Raw genomic sequence first — 21,355 nt, 5'->3', positions numbered from 1 at the left:
AATTGTTAAAGACTGAATGATAACCCTACATAAAATTCCGGCCGCAGCGACAGGGAAGAAAATCCTTGTTCTGTAAAGGCGCCGGTACCACCGGACAGGTTCAGTTCTGATGTTTCAGGATCGCGGTGATCGCTGTTGGCGGTGATCATGAACAGGTTCCTTGTCTGGAAATAAATCCGGGTACTGGTGAAGCCGATGCGTTTCAGCAGACGCGGGTTAATATCGTAGGTTAATGTTACATCCCGGAGTTTCATGTAGCTGGCGCTTTCTATGAGAATGTCTGAATAAGGGAAATAGAACATATCCATATTCCAGCTGCTGAGTTTAGGATAAATGGTGTTGGCTTCATCGCCCGGTTGTTTCCATCTTTCCGATACATGTTTGTTCAGGATATTAGATCCGCTGAAGGCATCTCTCCTCAATACATTCCCAAGCTTTGCAATAAACATAAAAGATAAATCGAAATTCTGCACACGGAAAGAGTTGGTTAAGCTGATCGCATATTTCGGACGCAGGGTACCGCTGTAAATCAGGTCGCCCACAGCCACGTTGCCACCGCCGCTTTTTTCTCCTTTGGCAGTATAAAATTGTGATACGCCATTATTATCGAGGCCGGCATACCGGTAGCTATAAAGGGCATCCAGCGGATCACCCGCTTTTTTGATCGCGCCATTGGTAACGCTGGAAGCATACTGGTAATTTACATTATAGGTAACAACCGTATTATTGTTGTAGCTGAAGTTGAGGAAGGTGTTCCAAACGAAATTACGCTTCCGCAATACATCTGCATTTATTGAAATTTCATATCCTTTGTTTCTTACTTCCCCGATATTTTTCACCAGGGAACTGAAGCCACGTGTTGGATCAATAGCATCGGATGCCAGCAGATCGCTGCTGTTACGCAGGTAATAATCGGCGGTTAAATTAATCCGTCTGTTCAGCAGGGAAATATCCACCCCAAAGTTGGTGCTTTTTGTTTTTTCCCAACGGAGCGAGTTATTAGGCGGTGAAGAGATACTGTAAGATACATCTCCGGTATAATTGGAATAACTGCCAGGGGTAATGATCAGGAAAGGGCCTGAGTTCAGGGAAATATTTCCGTTGATACCATAGGATGCGCGCAGATCAAGGCGATCAATCAATGGTACATGAAAGAATTTTTCCTCTGCCAGTTTGTAGGTGCCCCCGGCAGACCACAACGGTTTGTAGCGGTAGCGTGGATCGGTGCCAAAGAAATTGGTTTGATCCAGCCGGATACTTCCGCTGAGAATAAAGCGGTTATTATATTCATAGGAACCGTTGGCATACCAGGAAACAAAACGGTTATCCTGGTAGGCATAACTGCCTATGCTGGCTGTAGGCCTGCTGGTGCCCAGCATATCGGCATTATAAGACCCTGCATTATAATCGGCATAGTTAAAAGTAGAAAACGTACCTGCCTGATCGTTGTATCCAAAGCGGGTTGGGAGGGTATTGTTATCTGCCGTGTTCCGGCTTATTTCATTACCGGCGATGGCGCTTACGCGGTGTTTGGTTGCAATAACCCGGTTAAAGTTCAGCTGTGTGCGGAACATATAGCTCTGGTTGAAATTGCGCGCTTCATTTACCACTGCGCCATCCGGGATATAATGTTTGGAACCGTTGGAGATGGAAGTATTATCATCGTACCATTGCCGCACCCGGTAAGACTTTTTATCGTACAGCGACCTGGTTTGCGCATCGCCGCGGCTCCAGGTACCTCCTGCTTCTATGTTCAGCCCGTCGAAGATCTTTACATTCACGCTGCCGCCCAACCGGATCTGCAACGCTTTTGTATTGTAGGTTTCCAGCCCCAGGTCATCCAGCGGACTGTAGTACAGTGGTTTCAACCCGGTTAACGCAGCATACCGGTCTTCCTTCTTCTGGTTTTTAGACGGCACATTCAGTGTTTCTCCTGTAGCCGGGTCTACCAGCAGGTTGTACGGTTGTATCAACGAGGTGTTGGTGAAAGCCAGCATATCCTGCCAGCCACGCACCGGCGAAGCGGAAGTGGCATAGTTCACATTGGAGAACAGACGGATGTTCACACCTTTGCGGGGCTGCCAGTCGTTTTTCACATCGAAGATGAGGCGGTTGTCTGAATTCCGGACGGTGTTATTCTGATTGGACACATATCTCACGGCGGCGTTGAGCATACTTTTTTCGCTGCCACCGGACAAGGAGATATTGTGTTGCTGTGTAAACTGGTTCCTGAAATAATATTTTTCCATCTGTGCCAGTCCGTCGTTTTTTTTCAGGGCATCGAGCTCGGCGGTCACATCTTTTTCGTTCATCCATCCCTGTGACTTAGCAATCAGCAGGTAGTTAACGCGGGAAGTGCTGCCGTAGTTATTATAGGTAGTGAGATAGTCGTTGGGGTCCTGGTTATAGAGCTCTATTTCCGCATCCACGTAATCGGCAGACGATGCCCTGTTGAGGTTCGACAGATCGGGTTTCAGCGTGATGCCGGTAGATCCTTTGTATTCCACCTGCAACGCACCTTTTCTGCCGGAGCGGGTAGCGATTACGATTACGCCGTTGGAGGAGCGGGCGCCGTAAATAGAAGCGGCTACTGCATCCTTGAGCACGGTGATCGATTCTATGTTATCGATATTGAGAGATTCCAGTCCCGCGCTGGAAGGATACCCGTCGATTACCAGCAGGGGTGCGCTGGCAGCAGTGCCCAGCAAGGTAGACACGCCACGGATTTCCAGGTTACCTTCTTTGGTGAGCACCACCCCGGTGGCTTGACCTTCAAGGGCTGATTTCACATCCGGTTTCAGTTTAGCGCGGAGGCGATAGGGATCAATGACCGAAAAAGAGCCGGTGGCCCTTTCCCGGGAAATGGTCTGGTAGCCGGTGTTCACCACATCGATGCCGGTGAGCTTATTATTGGATGGTTTCAGCGTGATGCTGATAACGCCGTTTTTGCCTACTACGAGTTCCTGTTTTTCGTAGCCCACATAAGAAAACGACAGCACGGCATTTTCATCTCTCACCGCAACGGTATACTCCCCGTTGTTATTGGTTTGTGTGCCTTTGCCGGTGCCTTTCACCACTACCGAAACGCCGGGCAGCGGAATACCATTTTCATCGGTAATGCGCCCGGTAATTACGATCTGCGCCGGGACGGCGGGCAATGCCGGCGTGCGGGGCACGATGCGGGTGACCGTAATGGTTTTGTCTTCGATGGCATACTCCAGGTTCTGCCCCATGAGTGAAACATGCAGTAGCTCCTGGATAGTGGCGTTCTTCATATCCAGCGTAACGGGGCGGGTACTTTGCAGTGCATCGTAATTATAAAAAACGATGTAGCCCGTTTGCCGGTTGATGGTGGTAAAGACCGTCGATAACGGTGTGTTTCTGACAGACAGTGTTATGCGTTGTGCAGCGCTTTTGGCGCTGACCTGCAGCATGCCTGCCATTAGTAATAAAGCAGATAACCTCATGATCCTCCAAATTTTGGTTGGCAGATTATTTTTTTTCATTGTACCGGCAAATACCGGGTTGTAAGATCTGCATTGGTGGTGATGCTTTCCGGAAGTGTTGATGTGGTGATGATCAGGCCTGCGGACAAGGGAATACGATCCCTCTTCTCTGTTTTGGAACAAAGCAGTTAAAATCATACATTTGATTTCGGTGATAAAAATGAGTTTACACGAATAATTTATTGCCTGTAACCAGTGATGTTTGCCCATCACTGGTTTTTTAATGGCGCTGGTTTTAGTTGATTTTGATTACTTCTAATACAATAGCTGGTCAGATTTAAGTGTTAAAAAATATGGCTTGCTTACGATCGTAATACGGTTATTTTTCTTCCTTCTATTTTAAACAGTACTCCATTTTTTTCCAATATTTTGAGGATGCCCGATAGGGACAGGCTACGCTGCATACCGCCGCCAAAGCGCATTTCGGGTGGTGCGCCTTCGTATACAACTTCTATATCGTACCAGCGTTCCAGCTGCCGCATCACGGTGGTAATGTCTGCCCGGTCAAAGATAAAAAAGCCGTTCTTCCAGGCTACGGCTTCCTGCACATCGGTACCTGTTACCGTGATGTTGTTACTGTTGCTGATGCGTGCCTGCTGGCCGGGCAGCAGTTTTTTTACGGCGCCGTTGCGGCCTACGTTCACAGCGCCTTCCAGCAGGGTTACTGCCAGCGCATTTTCATTCGTATAGGCCATCACATTAAAATGGGTGCCCAGTACGGTGATATCGGCGCCATTGGCCTTTACCAGGAATGGTTTTCCGGGCGCCTTAGCTACTTCAAAATATCCTTCGCCGGTGAGTTCCACCGTTCTGTTGTTACCTGTAAAAGCTGTAGGAAAACGCAGGGAGCTGGCTGCATTGAGCCACACCTGGGTGCCATCCGGCAGGGTAAGCTGGTATTGTCCGCCGCGGGGAGTGGTTAATGTATTATAAGTAACCGGGGCGGTAGCGCCGGTGGCATGGTACAGTACCTGCCCGTTTTGTAATTTGATGATGCTGGTGCTGCCTTGTTTGCCGAGCGTATCATTTTTGGCTTCATCCAACACAATCTGGGAGCCGTCTGCCAGGGTGAGCATGGCTTTATTGCCGCCGGGGGCGATATCATTTTTATAACGCTGTGCGAGTGCAGGAACGGGTTTCATGGTGGCTACCGGCCGGAGCAGGAAATATAAACCGGTAGCTAACAGCAGGCCGGTAACTATGGCGGCCGCCCACCAGAGGCGGTGTATAAACTTCATCGGTTGCACCGTTTCCACAAAAGGAGTGGTAAGGTCTGCGCCGGTAATACTTTGCAGCAAAGCGGTGCGGGCGGCGGTATCGGCGGGTGCGGTATCCGCAGGGGCCTGCCACATCAGGTCCGTCAGCGCGGCCATGAGTATTTCCATGTTGCCGTCGTCTTCCAGCAATGTGTACAACTCTTCCTGCTCTTCGACCGTTTCGTTACCGGAAAGTCGCTGTTGCAATAAATATATGACCCTTTGCTCCTGCATGCGTAAAAAGAAAACCGGGATTTAAACGGCTCCCCGGTATTAAGAATAGGCTAACGACCTAAAGGACCTATCTGTTTAAAAATATTTTTTACCTGCAAATAAAAATCAGGTAAACAAGCGGGATGGCATGCCCGTTGCGACGCAGGTGCTCCCGTATGGCTTTCAGGGAAAACACCAGGGCATTTTTAACAGAGTTGGGCGACAAATCCAGCTCCGTGGCTATTTCCGGGATCTTCATACCACGATTGCGGCTCATCTGGTAAATGCGCCGGCGTTGCGGCGACAGTAACATCACGGCTTCTTCTATAACAGTATGTAATTCTTTGAGTGTGAGCCGCCGGGTAGCCGTATCGGCGTCATCGGCGGTAACCGCTGCCGTTCCGCGCAGCCGGTATTCATTGGCTTCTTTTTTCAGGTAAGTATAGCATTCGTTGGCGGCCACTTTAAATAGCCAGGCTTTCGGATGGTCGATGTCCGCGAGCTTGTCGCGGCTCAGCCACACCCGCAGGAAAGTAGCCTGGATCACCTCTTTGGCGTTCTCGGGCGACTTCACCATTTTCCGGATAAATGGTTCCAGCGTTGTCAGGGAAGTATTGAAGAGGATACCAAACGCCGCTTCATCGCCCTCAGAAATGCGCTGAAACAGTAATTTGTCAATATAGATATTGTCGTGCATTATCGTTGCAGAATACGCTGATGGTTGATAAGGTTGGTGGTATCGCCACTAAAGTAATGAAAATTGAGCGGATCCTCACTGCCTCCTCATTTGAATAAATCAGATCTCATTCAGGAAGTCTGTCATCGACTGCTCTGTCAGCAGGTTCAGTTTCTTCCGGAGGCGGTACCGCTTTATTTCCACGCCACGCACAGAAATGGCCATCAGTTGCGCAATTTCTTTGGTAGATAATTTCAGCTGCAGGTAAGCACAAACCTTCAGATCGGTATTCGTTAACGACGGGAATTTGCTTTTCAGCTTCTTCAGGAAGTTATTGTTGATCTCATCAAAATGAGCGGCGAACTGATCCCAGTTATCATTATTCTTTTCCACATCATTTAACAACAACAGCGCGTTCTTGATTTCCGGGTTGTTACCATTCTTTTTATACACCGATGCCAGGATATCTTTTACTTTCACCAGCGCATCGCCTCTCTCTACCAGGTGCATGGACGCATCTGCCAGCGCATTATTTTTAAAATGTATTTCGTTGGCCAGCTTTTCATTCTGCAGCTTGATGATTTCCTTTTCGTTTTTTTCCAGCTCCAGCTGGTGGATGTATTTAAGACGCTGCTGTTCTTCATCAAAGCGGCGCTGCTGGATGCGCAGGTTCCTTTCCTGCCAGCGGTTCAGGAGATACAGCACGGCGAGGAACAACAACACATAGCCAATATACGCCCAGGTAGTTTTATACCATGCGGGCAGCACCTCAAAACTGTAGGTCACCACTTCTGATTCATGTCCGAGGTTATCGTGTGCTTTTATTTTAAAAAGATATTTACCGCCCGGGAGGTTGGTGTAATCCTTTTCAGTTTTGGGCGACCAGGCGGACCAGCGCTGATCGTATCCTTCCAGCTGGTAGCTGTATTCTATATTACTTTGTAGTCCGTATGCCGGGGAGCTGTATTCAAAATGGAAGGAATTATATCCTTTGGGTAAAGCCACTATTTCGGTTTCATCCTGTAAATAACCGGCAGCTCCGCGGTGATGGAAATAGCCGCCGAAGATAACGCTGTCGGATTTACCAAAAGCCTTTACCTGTCCCAGTAAAACCTTCACCGCCTGTTTATTGGTGGTATACTTTTCATAGTTCAGGTGAATAGTGCCTTTTTCGGAGCCAATGAAAATATTCTCTTTATTATAGGGATAAATGTTTTCAAATCCCAGTAATATCTTGCCGTTCAGCTCTGGTATCCAGGTAATGGTAAATGGTTTATCGCCGGATGGCTGGTTAAAATTCACCACCCCGACATCCTTGCCGCTGCAAAACCAGATATTGCCGTCGGCATCTTCATTCATATACCGGATTTCCATGTTGCCCAGTATGGGCGTCAGGAAGGCGGAAGGAATAAACCGGTTGGTGGCCGGATCAAATTCATACACCCCTTTACCGGTGCAAAACACCACGCGGTTCTTTATCTTAAAAACATAATTGCTCAGTGCCGAAGGCAGCCCCGCACTATCCGTGAGCAGTTGGGAGGAAACGGTTTTATTATCGGCCGACAGCTGCAGCTTATAAACGCCCCGGTACGGGTGCGATGCCCAGATGGTGTTGTTATTATCTATTTCCAGGAAGCGCAGCGACTCTCCCACTCCTTCCAGTTTTCCTTTATCGGCAAACTGACCTGCATTGTATTCCAGCAGCTGCACGCCGGTGTAACTGCCCACCAGGATGTTTTTTGCGGGATACACCGCCGATACCGGTTTATACAGCCAGGCGCCGGGTTCAGCAAATAGCGGCACAGCGCTGTGATCTTTCAGTACAGCGCTGCCGGTGTGTTGCGCCAGCAGGATATGATTGTTTACCTCATCGAGGCGCCACACTTCTGCCTTACTGTTCCTTACACGGGTAAAATCACCTTTGGAGAAACTGAGATCGCCCGAGGCAGCCGCCAGCGGCGCATACCAGGCGCCGTCCGATGTGGCAATGTACAGTTCATTATTAAAAATACGGGTGGAGTATCCCGACAGCTCATTGCTTTTACTGGGTGTAATATATTTAATGGCGGCATTGTAGGCGATAAAGCTGATACCATTATTGAGTCCGGCCCAGAGGTTATTATGCTTATCAAGGAATACGCTGATCACGTCATTATTCTGGAGCCCTTCCGTACGGGAAATCTTTTGCACTACTTCGCCATTGAAGTTGAGCACCACGCAACCTTCCGTAGAGGTGCCTGCCACAAATTCTGTGGCATTGATCTGTGCGGAGATATTCACATTGCCTGCGGAAAAGGCCGCGTGTTGCTGGATGATGGAGTCGTTGCGTAAAAGGAATTGTCCCTTTGCCTGGGTTATCACCAGGAGCGTATCAGCCCCGATGCCTATAATGCCGGATATGAGGCCGTCTGTAAATTTATGGCTGGTATTAACGGGCTGCCATTCATTATTTTTAAACAGCATCAATCCATTATACTTATCCTGTGCATACAGTTTGCCGCCGGCTTGTTTCAGGTACAACCACTCGCTGGGGTATACTTTAATGCTGTTGTTCCGGTATTCGAAGATGCGGTCGGAGGCCTGGAAGAAAACAGCTTCTTTATAAATTTCTATCCGCCAGATGTCCGCAAACTTATTATATGAGGCAGGAACCAGGTCTCTCAGGGAGGTATACACGAGATTACCGTTTGGCCCGGGTGCGAAGTAGCCGAGTTCGCCCTGGCCACCGGCATAGATCCGGTCGACCGTATCAATGGCCAATGCGCGCACGATAGTACGGTTTGGAAGCGGGTATGCTTTCCAGTGACTGCCATCATAGGTAAGCATTCCTTCGTTGTTGGCGAAGTACATGATGCCTTTGCTGTCCTGTTCAATATCCCAGGTTTGGGTGCCTGCCTGGAAGTCGCTTTTACTATAATTGATGATCCGGGGTAACCCGATCGTATTCTGACCTGCGGCCATCCGGAAACACCCGATGCATAAAAAAAACAGCCACCATCTTTTCATAAAATATAGGATTACTTCCGGTGATGTAGTAATGATGTAGTTTAAATTTATTAATAATCAATCATTTATCCAATTGTGATGCAGTATAGATGTAGTCGGAAAATTGGCTTCGTTCTATGGAAGGTGTAATTTTAGCCCAATCAAAACAGTATAAAAATAGTACTTAGTCAACTGAAATCATCCATCCATTTAAAAAAATGCAGAACACCACGATGCTGTAAAAAAGATCACCGGCAGCCATAAAATGAAATAAACATCAACGGGATTTCACGTTTACCGCCAGCACACCGATGCTGGTGAAAGTACCCCGCATGTAAAATCGTCAACAAAAAATTCACGTATGAAAAAATTCTTACAAAGCATTCTTATCCCGCTATTGCTATTATTTGCCTCCACATCGTGGGCGCAAAACAAAACCGTTACCGGTAAGGTAACAGATGAAACCGGGGCGCCTATACCCGGCGCTTCTGTAATCGCTAAACTATCCAAAACTGCTGTAGCCGCGGATGCCAACGGCGCCTTCTCCATATCCGTAACGCCGGAAGAGAAAGTACTGGATATCTCCGCCATCGGATATACCACCTTTCATATAGCGGTAGGAGCTTCTCCATTAGCAGTACAGATGGCGCTTTCCAATAAAGAACTGGGAGAAGTAGTGGTAGTAGGTTATGGCACCCAGAAGGTAACCAAAATATCCGGCGCCATCTCCACAGTGAAGGGAGCGGATATTGCCAATCTCCGGCCCGTAAGGGCAGAAGAAGCCCTGCAGGGAAGGGCTTCCGGCGTAAGCGTTATCCAGAGCGGTTCCCCCGGCGCCAAGCCCACCGTGCTGATACGCGGTATCCCCTCTTACAGCGGTTCCGACCCACTGGTAGTAATAGATGGCGTACCTCAAACGCTGGACGATCTGAATGCCGTGAACGCAGCAGACATTGAATCCATCAACGTGCTGAAAGATGCTGCTACCACCGCTATTTATGGCGTAAAAGGCGGCAACGGCGTGATTATGGTCACCACCCGCAGCGGCAGAAGGAATCAACGGCCCGAAATTACCGTGAACGCCAATTATGGCATACAGGAAGTATTCAAAACCATAGGAGTGTTGAATGCCACTGAATACGCCGGCATCATTAATGAAGGCAGCGTAGCTTCCGGCGGCAACATCATTTTCCCGGACCTTTCCAAAATGGGTGTTGGTACCAACTGGCAGAAAGAGGTTTTCCACCAGGCGCCCATGCAAAATTATAATGCCAGCGCAAGAGGCGGCGGGGACAAGATCACCTATTTCATTTCCGGCAGCTACCTCGGACAGGATGGTATTGTTGGCGGCGGCAGTAAATCCAATTTCAACAGGATCAATGGTACGGCCAATATCACCGCCGATGTCACCAATCGCCTCAAATTGATCGTGAACACCAGCTTCGCCAATATTAAAAATAAAGGAATACAGGAAAATTCGTTCAATTCCATTATCGGCAGCGCACTGAACTTTGATCCTACCCTGCCGATATATAATGAAGTACCGAATACGCCTGGTAAATATAGCTTCAGTAACCTTCTTACCTCCGAAATTTTCAACCCGCTTACCAAACTGGAAAATACCTACAATACTTCCAGCGGCAACAAACTGTTCGGAAAAGTAGAATTACAGTACGACATCCTCAAGAACCTGAAAGCCACCACCCGCTTTGGCTATACTAATTACGACCAGACCGGTAAAAACTTTACGCCGCTGGTGTTTTATGGACCGCTGAATGTGGAAAACACCATGGGTGCGGATGGCAATGCCATTCCGCTCAAAAATGAACTGGGCATGCTGGCGGGTTCCACCCACAACAGTGTGAGCGAGTTTAAGAACAGCGCCGCCAGTTTTACGTCAGAAACCTATCTGAACTATAACTTCAATATCAAAAATGATCATCACTTTGATGCGGTAGCCGGTATCTCCTTTTTTAAATCTACTAACAACGGCATGACCGTTACCCGGCAGGATGTACCATTCAACTCGTGGCAGTTTGCAGACTATAACGCCGCTACCGGTATCAATACCGCGGCCATTCCTTATATTATAGATACCGTGATTAATAATGTACCGGTAAAGATCTATAACTCTAAAGGAGATATCCCCGCCAACCTGAACGGACAAACAGCCAGCAAATACAACGGGTTCCGTAAAAATTTATCTTACTTCGGCAGGATCAACTATGATTACAAAGATAAATACCTCGCCTCCGTTACCATGCGCAGGGATGGTTCCTTTGCCTTCGGTACAGATAATAAATTCGCAGACTTCCTTTCCGGTTCACTGGGCTGGGTAGCGTCTTCAGAAAATTTCTTTCACTCCGGTTTAATTAATTACCTGAAAATAAGAGGCAGCTATGGTACTGTGGGAAATGAAAACACCAACCCGGCTTTCCCCAGGATTGTAACAGGCGGTCCTAATTACGACGACGGCAATAACAACGGATATACTTTTGGCAATACTTTCCTCTCGGGGTCTACGGTAGGTTCCTATGCCAATACCACGCTGAGCTGGGAAAAACAAACCCAGTTCAATGCAGGTTTTGATGTTACCTTCTTCCATAACAAATTTAACCTCAGCGCCGATTACTTCCAGAAAAGCGTAAAGGGTTTACTGTTCAAACCTATTGTATCCCTTTTCCTGGGAACGGCTAAAGTGCCGGATGCCAACATCGGTTCTACCAAAAGCAGTGGTATAGATCTGAACCTTGGTTACACCGATAAAATAGGCCGCGACCTTTCCATCAGTACCAACGTGACTTTCACCACTTCCAAAAACGAAGTAACCGGCACCAACTCTGATAATTCCTTCATATTGTATGGTGGCAGTTACTTCAATGGTCAGTCGCAAACGGTTACTGCTTTTGAAACCGGCAAAGCGCCCGGCTATTTCTACGGATTCAAAACAGCGGGCTTATTCCAGTCGGCCGACGAAGTAAACAAAGCGCCCAAACAAAGTGGTGCGCAGCCCGGCGATATCCGCTTTGTGGATGTAAACGGCGATGGAGAAATTACGGACAAGGATAAAACAAACATTGGCAATCCCTTCCCGAAATTCACGATGGGATGGAACCTTTCTTTAGGTTATAAAAACTTCGACCTGAACGTTTTCACGTATGCGTCTGTTGGCAACGATATCTACCGGGCATACGAAAGAAATGCCACGTACACCAATAAATTCCGTGATATACTCGCCCGCTGGACCGGACCCGGAAGTACCAATGACGCCCGTCACCCACGCTACTCTTTTACGGACGCCAACAATAATGCGCGGGTATCTGACCGCTACGTGGAAGATGGTTCTTTCGTAAAACTAAAAAACATACAGCTGGGTTATACCTTCCCCCGTTCTGTGCTGGACCGTGCAGGATTTAAACAGGTACGTGTATTTGCCCAGGTTAAAAACGCCTATACATTTACCCGTTACTCCGGCTTTGATCCTGAAATCGCCGGTGGTATAATGGAATCCGGCATCGACAGAGGCGCTTATCCACAGGCCAGGACCTGGTCTTTAGGTATTGATTTAAAACTGTAATGTTCAAAGTAAAAAGACAACAAATGAAAAACATACTGAAAATAGCAGGTATACTTTATTTCACGATTGCCATGAGCTCCTGCAAAAAGTGGGTCGATTACAAGCCGAGCGACAGCTTTAACGTAACAGACCAGGATTACCTGAAAAGTGAAAGCGATTACCGGACCATGGCGGTGAGTACCTACTCTCCCATCCAGTGGCTGAACCAGGCGGTGCCCATTGGTGATATTGCTTCCGACAACTCCGTAAGCGGCGGTGAAAGCGCCTCCGATGTATTGGGATTACAACAGATGGATGATTATGCCATCACCACCAATAATGATTACTTAACGGAGATATGGTCTGCTTCCTATGAGGGCATTAACCGCGTAAACTACCTGACCCAGTTTAAGGATAAGAATCCCGGCGGCGGCACGGTTGATTTTCCCGGCAAAGAAGCGTTGTATGGAGAAACTTACTTCCTGCGGGCGTATTATTATTTCACGCTGGTGAAATTTTTTGGAGATGTTCCCCTGTTTGCCGATAAAAGATTAACACTGGCCGATTCCAGGACATTGCCCAGATCTCCCAAAACAGATGTATATAAACAGATAGAGCTGGATCTGAACAATGCCATTGCTGTATTACCTGCTACGCAGCCACAGGCCGGACGTATTACCAAATACGCCGCACAGGCTTTGCTGGGGAAAGTGCTGCTCTATCAAAACAAGTTCAGCGAAGCGGCGGCTATGCTGGAGAATGTGGTGAATGGTCCGTTTACACTGGTAGCTGAGTTTGGTGATATTTTTCTGCAGTCAGGAGAAAATGGTATTGAGTCTGTTTTTGAAATTCAATACTCCAATCTTTCTCCCTACTACAACTGGGGCGCCGCTACCCGCGGACAGGGCAACTATGCTGTACAGCAGTGTGGAATACGGGGATTAAATGGTGGCAGTCCGTATGCCTCCGGATGGAGCACCAACTTACCCACCCAGAACCTCGCCAATGCCTACGCCGTAGGCGATCAGCGGAAAGAAGTGACTGTACTGGATATAGAAGCCTACAAAAATGCCCACCCGGATTTTAAAATTACTTACCAGGTAGCCCCTTATAAAAATACCGGTTTATACAACCAGAAATATTTACCGAGGAAAGGAGAAACTTCCGGTCAGCTGGAATTAAACTATCTCAATAACTACAGAACGATCCGTTATGCCGATGTATTACTGATGGCCGCGGAAGCCAACAACCGCGCTACCACACCCAATGATGCCAAAGCACAAACCTACCTGAACAAAATTCGCCGCCGTGCTTTCAGGGATAATGCGCATGATATTACCTTAACCGGCAGCGCCTTAACAGACGCTATCTGGAAAGAACGCCGGCTGGAGCTGGCCATGGAAGGCGACCGCTTCTTTGACCTCGTAAGAACAGGTAAAGCCGCTGCCACCATCACCGGTTTCAAAACAGGTAAAAATGAGTTGTTCCCACTGCCACAAAGGGAAGTGGAAATATCCAACTTACCACAGAATCCAGGGTATTAATCGCTTATCAGTAAAACAAAAAGCATGAAAAGACTTTCATATATACTACTGGCATTTGCGCTAAGCAGTTGCACCAAGTTAACAGACGACGATCTGTCGTTTTTAAATTCCATACAAGCGCCTTCCGATGAATCGCTGTTGTTTAAAATTGCGGACGATAATTCCGGGCAGGTAACGATTACGCCCAACAGTGCAGGAGGTACCAGTTATGATATTTATTTTGGAGATGGAACTACCGCGCCTGTAACGGTGTTACCGGGAAAGAACACCACGCATGTATATAAAGAAGGGACATATCCCGTGAAGGTGGTGACCACCGGTTTGAGCGGATTAAAATCGGATACCACCGCGCAGCTGACCGTCACCTTCCGGGCGCCGGAAAATGTAACCGTTAATACTACGGGCAATGCGCATGAACTCACCGTATCTGCCAATGGAACGTATGCCACCGGTGGTTTCAAGGTGTCCTTTGGCGAAGTGCCCAACGAAGAACCGGTGCTGATTGCCGCAGGCGCCAATATAAAACACACCTATGCCAAAGGCGGCGTATATACCGTTAAAGTGGAAGCATTGAGCGGGGGAAAAGCCACCACCGTTGTTACAAAAGACGTAACGATTTACGATCCGCTCACATTGCCCATGACCTTTGAGTTGCCGACTGTTAACTATGCCTGGGGCGACTTTGGCGGCAGCGCCACTTCCGTAATCGCCAATCCCGTGCGGAGCGGTATTAATACCAGTGCTACTGTTGGTAAAATTGTAAAGACAAAGGCGGAAGTATGGGCCGGCAACTTCATTGTAATGACCGATCCCATTGATTTTACGCAGCACAAAAAGTTCAGGGTAAAAGTATATTCCTGGCGCGCCGGCATGCGGGTATTACTGCAACTGGAAAGAAACGGCGATAACACTTTCCAGGAAAACGTGGAGATGACCACCACCGTAGCCAATGCCTGGGAAGAGCTCACCTTTGATTTCTCCGGAAAAATAAAAGATAACAGCAAACGCCTGCAGAACATCCTCTTTTTCCTGGACAACGGTGTAACGGGAGATGGCAGCAACAACTTCACTCTTTTGTTTGACGATATTACTTTAACTAACTAATCCACGGTTATGAGAATACATATAAAGCTATTAACACCGGTGCTGCTGTTTGTATTGATGGTGATGAACAGTTGTAATAAAGATGATTTCCGGTTTGGCGATATCATCACACCATCCAAACCTGTCTTAAATATTGAGATCACGGGTAAAGACGCCACGCATCCCAACGGCGGCGGCGCAGGAACGATAGTGGTAAATGTTGCTGCGGATAATACCATTAACTACAAAGTAGATTTTGGTGATGGCAAACCCGCCAAAACATCTACCAGTCCTGTTTTTCAATACCAATACGATCATACGGGCATCAAAACGCTTACGGTAAGCGTAACCGTTTATGGAAAGGCAGGTAACTTCAGCACCAATGCACAGGAGATCACTATATTCAGGGCATTTGAACCTGATCCTGCTTTTGTGACCATGCTTACCAACAACGGCACCAAAAAATGGCGGGTGGATAAAGACAATCCCGGCCACCTCGGTGTATCCGATGCGGCGGTATTTACCCCAGCATGGTGGGCGGCTGGTCCGGATGAAAAAGCGGGCCTGGGTATTTATGACGACGTATACACCTTCACTGCCAACGGCAATGCCTTTACCCATGAAACCAACAATGATATTTTTGGATCTAAAGAGTACCTGAAAGATTTTGATCCGTCGCTTACCGGCGAGGGTGACTTTACCTTAACAGGTCCTAAAGCAGCAGGCTATACGGAAACATTTGGTTACGATGGCAGTGCCACCGCGGAGTATATTACTTTTTCCAGCAAAGGACACCTGGGCATGTATAAAGGCGTACATAAATACCAGGTACTTGAAAGAACCGCCACGCAGATGACCCTGCGTTGCTTACAGAGTCCTGGTGCATGGTATGTTAAAATAATAGCAATTCAATAGCGTATGAAATATATCACAGGAATGATGCTGGCATTACTGATCAGTACTGCCAGCTGCGGAAAAAATGAAAAAGCACCACCGGCGAAAACCGCGCCCACCAATCTGACACTGCATGTGGTGGTAAATACAGACAACAGCGGGGCAGTAGCCTTTACCGCTGCTGCTGATAACGCGGTTAGTTATGATTATGATTTTGGAAATGGGATCAATAAAACCGTTGCCAATGGTATTACTAGCTATACTTATCCCGGCAGCGGCACCTATACCGTAAAAGTAACAGCTAAAAGTGCGGATGGACTTACGCTGAGTAAGTCGGCCGATGTAACGGTTACCATTGCCCCCGGGCTGGTATGGTCAGATGAGTTTAACACCGATGGTGCGCCCGATCCTGCCAAATGGGGCTACGACATTGGCACCGGCGATAATGGCTGGGGCAATGCGGAGTCGCAGTACTACACCGACCGGTCGAAGAATGTGAGCATTGCCAATGGTATCCTGAAAATTACCGCCATGAAGGAAAACTATTCCGGCAGCGCTTACACTTCTGCAAGAATACTTACCCGGGATAAATTTGCCTTTACTTACGGTAAAGTAGAGGTCAGTGCCAAACTGCCTGCGGGCGGCGGCACCTGGCCGGCCATCTGGATGCTGGGCAGTAACATTACTACTGCCGGCTGGCCCGCCTGTGGGGAAATAGATATTATGGAACACAAAGGTAACGAGCCCAATAAAATATATGGCACGGTACATCATCCCAATCATGCTGGTGCTAACGCCGACGGGGGTACGGTAATGGTGCAGAATGAAACCACCGTATTTCATAAATATACCGTGGATTGGTCGCCTGCATTACTGAGGTTTTATGTAGATGACCAACTGTTTTATACTTTCCCCAATTCAGGCAATGTGCCGTTTAATCATGATTTCTTTGTGATCCTGAATTTCGCAATGGGAGGGCATTTCGGCGGGGCCATTGATCCCGCGTTCAACAGTGCTGCACTGGAAATAGATTATGTAAGGGTGTATAAAAATTAAAGAGGCGTCCGGCCTTTGTCTTTACCAGCATAAACCAGGTGCCGATGCGGGTTCCCGGTTGTCTGGTAAGGGCAAAGGCCGGCACCTTTTTTATTAACTTATCTGGCGGGAGTATCGCTCCAGTTTTTCTTTTTCTGTTTTGGTTAGACTGTTAATCCCCTTATGATGGATTTTATCGAGAATCGCATCCAGTTCTTTCTGGCGATTGGCTTTTTCCACATTATACAGGTCATCGATATCTGCCAGCACATGATGCTGATTATAAAAGTAGTTATCGACCAGGATAATATGCGGCTTGTGAATAATTACATACATGAAGAATACGCAGGGTACTGTGAGCGCAATAATAACAGCGATGTTCTGTGTAATCGCTGCCGGTTCTATCATTAACCCGATGAGCATGCCCGCCATAGCGCCGCCCAGGTGGGCGTCGTGACCTATGTTATCGCGGCGTGACTTGATGCCGTAAATAGAATACAGTATGTATACGATGCCATACACCCATCCGGGTACGGGAAACAGTCCGAAGAAGCTCACCATCATACCCGGATACAGGACGATAGAAGCGAAAATGATTCCGCATATGGCGCCGGAAGCGCCGACTGCACTATAGTCGTTCTCACGCCGGTGAATGTACAGGGATAGCAGGTTTCCGCCAATAAGGCTTCCGAGGTAAATGCAAACGTAAGCGACAGGGCCCATATCTGCTTCCAGCATGACGCTGAAAAGCAGTAGGGAAATCATGTTAAAGATCAGGTGTTTCCAGCTGACATGCAGGAATCCGCAGGTGATCAAACGCCGGTATTCCTTGTACAGCAGGATTCTTTCTACTTCAAATTCATACTTATTGAACACGGCGCGGCTTTTAAATCCTTTCCAGGAAATAACCACATTAGTGAGAATGATTAACAGGGTGATGATACCGGTATAGCTCATTTTATTTACGGGTCGTTTACAAACACCCCTGCAATATGTGAAATACTTTAAATATATCAAAATCCCGGTGATGGTTCTTTTCCGGAAATATAACCGTTCCCGTTAGGCTGATGCGCTCTAAACCATTTACAGCAAAGGATTACATCGATATAAATTTCACCTGTAGGCCAATAAATTTCTGATTTTATCCAAAAAAATTTGGTTGTTTGAAAATAATGTTGCTACATTTGCACTCCCCAAAGGGGGATATAGATCGGCTGAAAGGCCCGTCTGTATTAAGGATCGGTAGTTCAGTTGGTTAGAATGCCGCCCTGTCACGGCGGAGGTCGCGGGTTCGAGTCCCGTCCGGTCCGCAAAATCTCGAAGGAACCCGCGCGATGCGCGGGTTTTTCTTTTATGGTCGGTTAGTGAGTTAAGTTGATTATTAAATTGGGGCCATTGATGATTATAGGAGACCATTGAATAGTATCGGGTATAACATCTCAAAATTTAATTCTCTACTCCAAAATGCCGTAGTAGAGGTAATATGATCTTCATATTATCAAAATAAGCATCCATCTCCGCTTTTGTTGCTTGTGAAATGCTAACTCTGGTACCTCTACTAATATTAGTAAGACGGAGGTCTGTTAATTTGCTCAGCATTTCAATCATTTTTAGTTCCAGGTATTTTGTGTGTGATATGGTAAGATTATCATCCTGTGAATAAAAACAAATAATATCTGTTGTAAAGGTTTTATCCGACTTACGCAGATGCTGTATAATTCTCTCCATAAGGTTATTTGCTTCTCCTATATAAATGCATTGCGTAGTTGGGTTATCTATATCCTGCCCTAATAAAAAATATACTCCTGGGCGATGTAATTCTTTTTGCTTTTTTAACTTTTCAAACAAATGACGGGGAATTCTAATAGCAATTCCGGTCCAGTTTGCAATAGATGCAGTTACTATTCCTTTACGATTACCGGTATTTAGGAAAATTTTTATTGAAACACCTCTGCTCTTCATATCTGGAATTATTCTTTATTGTTATTTATAGTACTACTATCTGCCGCCTTTAAAAAGCTATCTAGCAAATCGTCTATTTCACTAAAACTAAGAACAGAATCATATTGTCTATTGAATGCTACTAAAAGATCTTCAAGACTATTATTCATCTCCCTACGCACTTTCGTGCTTATTTGCCAATCGCGTATGCTAAGTGTTTTAAAATTGGTAGCTGCTTGTAAGGCGCATTCCGCTATTTGTTCATCCTTTACCAGAAGCCCCTTATTCCCCAGTATTCCTTTTAACAGCATAAAGAAAGTGATGGCTAGTTGGTCTTCCGCCAGGAAATGTGGGACAGCCTCCTTTCCAGGTAAGAGTATATTCACTGTTTGCATAGGTAAGAATGATAACTCCCCAATTGGCGACTGTATACTTTTTAATAGCTCGCGGTGCGATAATATCTGTTCTTCATAACTTTTCATTTCATTTAAAGAGTACATACTTGTATTACAGTCACTGAGTTTGAGAAGAACCTCGCACTGTTCCAATTTACGCAGGTACAATGCCTTTAATTCAGCTTCCGACAACCTATAATAAATAGGAGTTTTAGATTTTTTGCCCTTTGTTTTTAAAAGAGCATTTTTTAGATCGTCAAGTGCCGCGATATAATACTTCAGTTGTTGAACTTCTTCTCTTACTGGAATGATCATCTTCTTTCCCGTCTCATTTTGTTCATTAAATGGGCTTAAATCCGTCTTCATTTGATCTATTACACCCACATAGTCTACTACCAAACCATAAGTCTTACCAGGATAAGGACGATTTACCGTAGCAATAGCCTGTAGCAAAGAATGACTTCGTAAGTATTTAGTAAGGTAAATCGTGTTGATAAGGGGAGCATCAAATCCTGTAAGAAGGCGATCACAAACAATGATGAGTTCTACCTCACTGGGTGAAGATTTTATTTCCTGCAGAATATTCTGTTCATAATCTTGTTGATCTTCGTAGTCAGAGAAAAATGGACTGGGCATATCTGACATGTTCGAGATAAAAATGGCGGTATTGATCTCACGGTTACTCCCTTTTTTGCTATCAAAATATTGTTTATACTTAATTGCTGAAAGTCTGGAAGGAGTTGCCAATATAGCTTTATAAGAAGTCCCTTTATTATAAGCATAAAAATGACTGGTAATATCATCTGCAATTCTATTAATTGTTTCATCATTAGAAACCATAGTAATGCTCTGATCTAATTTTTTCCAGGTTTTTTTAACTTTCTGTACATTCTCCGGGTGTACTTCCGCTTTGTTATAGCGACTTTCAAACAGTATAGGCAATGATATATTATTCTCCATTGCTTCCGTTAAGGTAAAAGAATGTATTAGGCCACTTGGACTATACTGTACATATTCTTTTTTCAGAACAGGCATTTTTGTAAATCCGATATAGCAGGCAGAGGGAAATATTTCACGCAATTTTTGGTGCAAAGCACCAGAATTCCCTCTCTGTATTTCCTCTACCAGTATAAATAATTCCTGGTCTCTATCATAAAATGGGGCCGGGAGAAAGTGATATAACTTCTTTAAAGTAGTGGTTATAATTGTAGGACCATCTCCTAACAACTCCAGTAAATGTCTTCCACTAGATGCCTGAGCGATTGGCAAGCCATACTGGGAAAACGTGTTTTCTATCTGTTCATCAATTTCCTGTCTATCTGTAACAATCAATATCTTCGAATGAGCAATTTGTTTAGCCATCAATAAGTTTTGCGCCAGGAACATTATGGTAGTCACAATACCACTCCCCGCAGGGTGCGCTATCACTCCACCTCTCTCAAGATCACCCCGTTTATGGGAGTTAATCCTTTTTAAGGCTTGCTGAACGGCGTTTACCTGGTGCCTTCTGGCTGCCTCTCTTGTTTCATCACCGTTTAAAATGAAATGTTTTATGTAATGTAAGAGGTTTGTGGGCTCACATAAATTATATACTACATCTTCTACAATAGTAACATCGTTTTCACTGGTCCTCCATATAGGCCATACATTGCTACCACCACTAGTAGTATTATATTTCACCTGATAAGGGGATATTGACAAAAATAATTGAGAAAAGGAAACGGGCGTATTTTTATGTTGTTTGCTATTTAATGCTTCCCATTTATCAAAAACCATATGATTCGCGCCCGATGAATTAAAGTCCACCAGTACTATTGGAATCCCATTCACGAATAAAATAAGATCTATTTTTACCTTTTCATTTCCGAAGGTGGCCTCGAATTCCCTTACATAATGAAATTTATTATTCCCGGCATTATCCCAATCTATATATTGGATATTAATCCTTTTACCGCCGGATTGAACTGTTTCAAGATGCGGTTTGCCATGAAGCAGTAAATTGTACATTTTATTGTACTGACTAGGATGCGCATATTTAAGAGATAAAAATGCTTCCTCAATACTGTGCACTGAAAACTTATACCTGTTGTCCTGATATAGAGGCTTATTGAGCTGAATAAGCTGTTGTTCCAAAATGTCTTCTAACAGAGGAACATCTTTCACTCCTCCCTGAGCGAGCAACACTTCGGATGGAGACAACGGCCGGTAGCCCATCTTTTTCAGAAGATTGCAAAAATGCCTAGTCATATTAGAAGCTTCCTCTATTGCCAT

Annotated in this window: 12 protein-coding genes and 1 tRNA gene; 6 read left to right on the top strand and 7 right to left on the bottom strand. The window is 46.0% G+C overall.

The genetic code is table 11. From position 1 onward, the window contains the following. Nucleotides 1–5 precede the first annotated feature (5 nt). The 4 genes from AB6805_RS11545 to AB6805_RS11530 form a co-directional block, all read right to left on the bottom strand. A complete protein-coding gene (locus tag AB6805_RS11545; protein WP_370909580.1) occupies nt 6–3,467 on the bottom strand; it encodes a SusC/RagA family TonB-linked outer membrane protein in 3,462 nt (1,153 codons plus the stop codon). 341 nt (nt 3,468–3,808) lie between these two features. Further along, complete coding sequence (locus AB6805_RS11540; RefSeq protein WP_370909579.1) at nt 3,809–4,996, bottom strand: FecR family protein; 1,188 nt, start codon at nt 4,994–4,996, stop codon at nt 3,809–3,811. A gap of 88 nt (nt 4,997–5,084) precedes the next feature. After that, nucleotides 5,085–5,672: an RNA polymerase sigma factor gene (locus AB6805_RS11535; RefSeq protein WP_370909578.1), complete on the bottom strand. Its 588-nt coding sequence runs from the start codon at nt 5,670–5,672 to the stop codon at nt 5,085–5,087. Between the two features lie 99 nt (nt 5,673–5,771). Continuing rightward, nucleotides 5,772–8,657: a triple tyrosine motif-containing protein gene (locus AB6805_RS11530; protein WP_370909577.1), complete on the bottom strand. Its 2,886-nt coding sequence runs from the start codon at nt 8,655–8,657 to the stop codon at nt 5,772–5,774. Between the two features lie 340 nt (nt 8,658–8,997). Between AB6805_RS11530 and AB6805_RS11525 the strand changes: the two genes are divergently transcribed. From AB6805_RS11525 to AB6805_RS11505, 5 genes are read left to right on the top strand one after another with little or no spacing between them, the layout of a single operon-like run. After that, nucleotides 8,998–12,213, top strand: coding sequence for a SusC/RagA family TonB-linked outer membrane protein (locus AB6805_RS11525; protein WP_370909576.1), 3,216 nt, complete (start codon nt 8,998–9,000; stop codon nt 12,211–12,213). A gap of 23 nt (nt 12,214–12,236) precedes the next feature. Next, nucleotides 12,237–13,736: a RagB/SusD family nutrient uptake outer membrane protein gene (locus AB6805_RS11520; protein WP_370909575.1), complete on the top strand. Its 1,500-nt coding sequence runs from the start codon at nt 12,237–12,239 to the stop codon at nt 13,734–13,736. 24 nt (nt 13,737–13,760) lie between these two features. After that, complete coding sequence (locus AB6805_RS11515) at nt 13,761–14,840, top strand: hypothetical protein (RefSeq protein ID WP_370909574.1); 1,080 nt, start codon at nt 13,761–13,763, stop codon at nt 14,838–14,840. Between the two features lie 9 nt (nt 14,841–14,849). After that, a complete protein-coding gene (locus tag AB6805_RS11510; protein WP_370909573.1) occupies nt 14,850–15,734 on the top strand; it encodes a PKD domain-containing protein in 885 nt (294 codons plus the stop codon). 3 nt (nt 15,735–15,737) lie between these two features. Continuing rightward, entirely contained in the window at nt 15,738–16,769 is a 1,032-nt protein-coding gene (locus AB6805_RS11505) for a family 16 glycosylhydrolase (protein WP_370909572.1), read from the top strand. Between the two features lie 93 nt (nt 16,770–16,862). Here the strand turns inward: AB6805_RS11505 and AB6805_RS11500 are convergent, their stop codons facing one another. Then, entirely contained in the window at nt 16,863–17,705 is an 843-nt protein-coding gene (locus tag AB6805_RS11500) for a rhomboid family intramembrane serine protease (RefSeq protein WP_370909571.1), read from the bottom strand. Between the two features lie 279 nt (nt 17,706–17,984). Between AB6805_RS11500 and AB6805_RS11495 the strand changes: the two genes are divergently transcribed. After that, a tRNA-Asp gene (locus AB6805_RS11495) sits at nt 17,985–18,058 on the top strand. A gap of 136 nt (nt 18,059–18,194) precedes the next feature. Here AB6805_RS11495 and AB6805_RS11490 read toward each other — a convergent pair. Both AB6805_RS11490 and AB6805_RS11485 read right to left on the bottom strand, forming a co-directional pair. Beyond that, nucleotides 18,195–18,710, bottom strand: coding sequence for a GIY-YIG nuclease family protein (locus AB6805_RS11490; RefSeq protein WP_370909570.1), 516 nt, complete (start codon nt 18,708–18,710; stop codon nt 18,195–18,197). Nucleotides 18,711–18,718: 8 nt separating this feature from the next. Continuing rightward, a complete protein-coding gene (locus AB6805_RS11485) occupies nt 18,719–21,355 on the bottom strand; it encodes an HsdR family type I site-specific deoxyribonuclease (RefSeq protein ID WP_370909569.1) in 2,637 nt (878 codons plus the stop codon).

The sequence above is a fragment of the Chitinophaga sp. RCC_12 genome (assembly GCF_041360695.1).
Taxonomy (GTDB): domain Bacteria; phylum Bacteroidota; class Bacteroidia; order Chitinophagales; family Chitinophagaceae; genus Chitinophaga.
Note: the sequence above shows the minus strand (reverse complement) of the source record. Positions and strands in the feature narration are given on the sequence as shown.

Excerpts from the sequence above, each read along its gene's own strand:
- AB6805_RS11545 (WP_370909580.1), bottom strand. The coding sequence starts at position 3,467 with ATGAGGTTATCTGCTTTATTACTAATGGCAGGCATGCTGCAGGTCAGC.
- AB6805_RS11540 (WP_370909579.1), bottom strand. The coding sequence starts at position 4,996 with ATGCAGGAGCAAAGGGTCATATATTTATTGCAACAGCGACTTTCCGGT.
- AB6805_RS11535 (WP_370909578.1), bottom strand. The coding sequence starts at position 5,672 with ATGCACGACAATATCTATATTGACAAATTACTGTTTCAGCGCATTTCT.
- AB6805_RS11530 (WP_370909577.1), bottom strand. The coding sequence starts at position 8,657 with ATGAAAAGATGGTGGCTGTTTTTTTTATGCATCGGGTGTTTCCGGATG.
- AB6805_RS11525 (WP_370909576.1), top strand. The coding sequence starts at position 8,998 with ATGAAAAAATTCTTACAAAGCATTCTTATCCCGCTATTGCTATTATTT.
- AB6805_RS11520 (WP_370909575.1), top strand. The coding sequence starts at position 12,237 with ATGAAAAACATACTGAAAATAGCAGGTATACTTTATTTCACGATTGCC.
- AB6805_RS11515 (WP_370909574.1), top strand. The coding sequence starts at position 13,761 with ATGAAAAGACTTTCATATATACTACTGGCATTTGCGCTAAGCAGTTGC.
- AB6805_RS11510 (WP_370909573.1), top strand. The coding sequence starts at position 14,850 with ATGAGAATACATATAAAGCTATTAACACCGGTGCTGCTGTTTGTATTG.
- AB6805_RS11505 (WP_370909572.1), top strand. The coding sequence starts at position 15,738 with ATGAAATATATCACAGGAATGATGCTGGCATTACTGATCAGTACTGCC.
- AB6805_RS11500 (WP_370909571.1), bottom strand. The coding sequence starts at position 17,705 with ATGAGCTATACCGGTATCATCACCCTGTTAATCATTCTCACTAATGTG.
- AB6805_RS11490 (WP_370909570.1), bottom strand. The coding sequence starts at position 18,710 with ATGAAGAGCAGAGGTGTTTCAATAAAAATTTTCCTAAATACCGGTAAT.
- AB6805_RS11485 (WP_370909569.1), bottom strand. The coding sequence starts at position 21,355 with ATGGCAATAGAGGAAGCTTCTAATATGACTAGGCATTTTTGCAATCTT.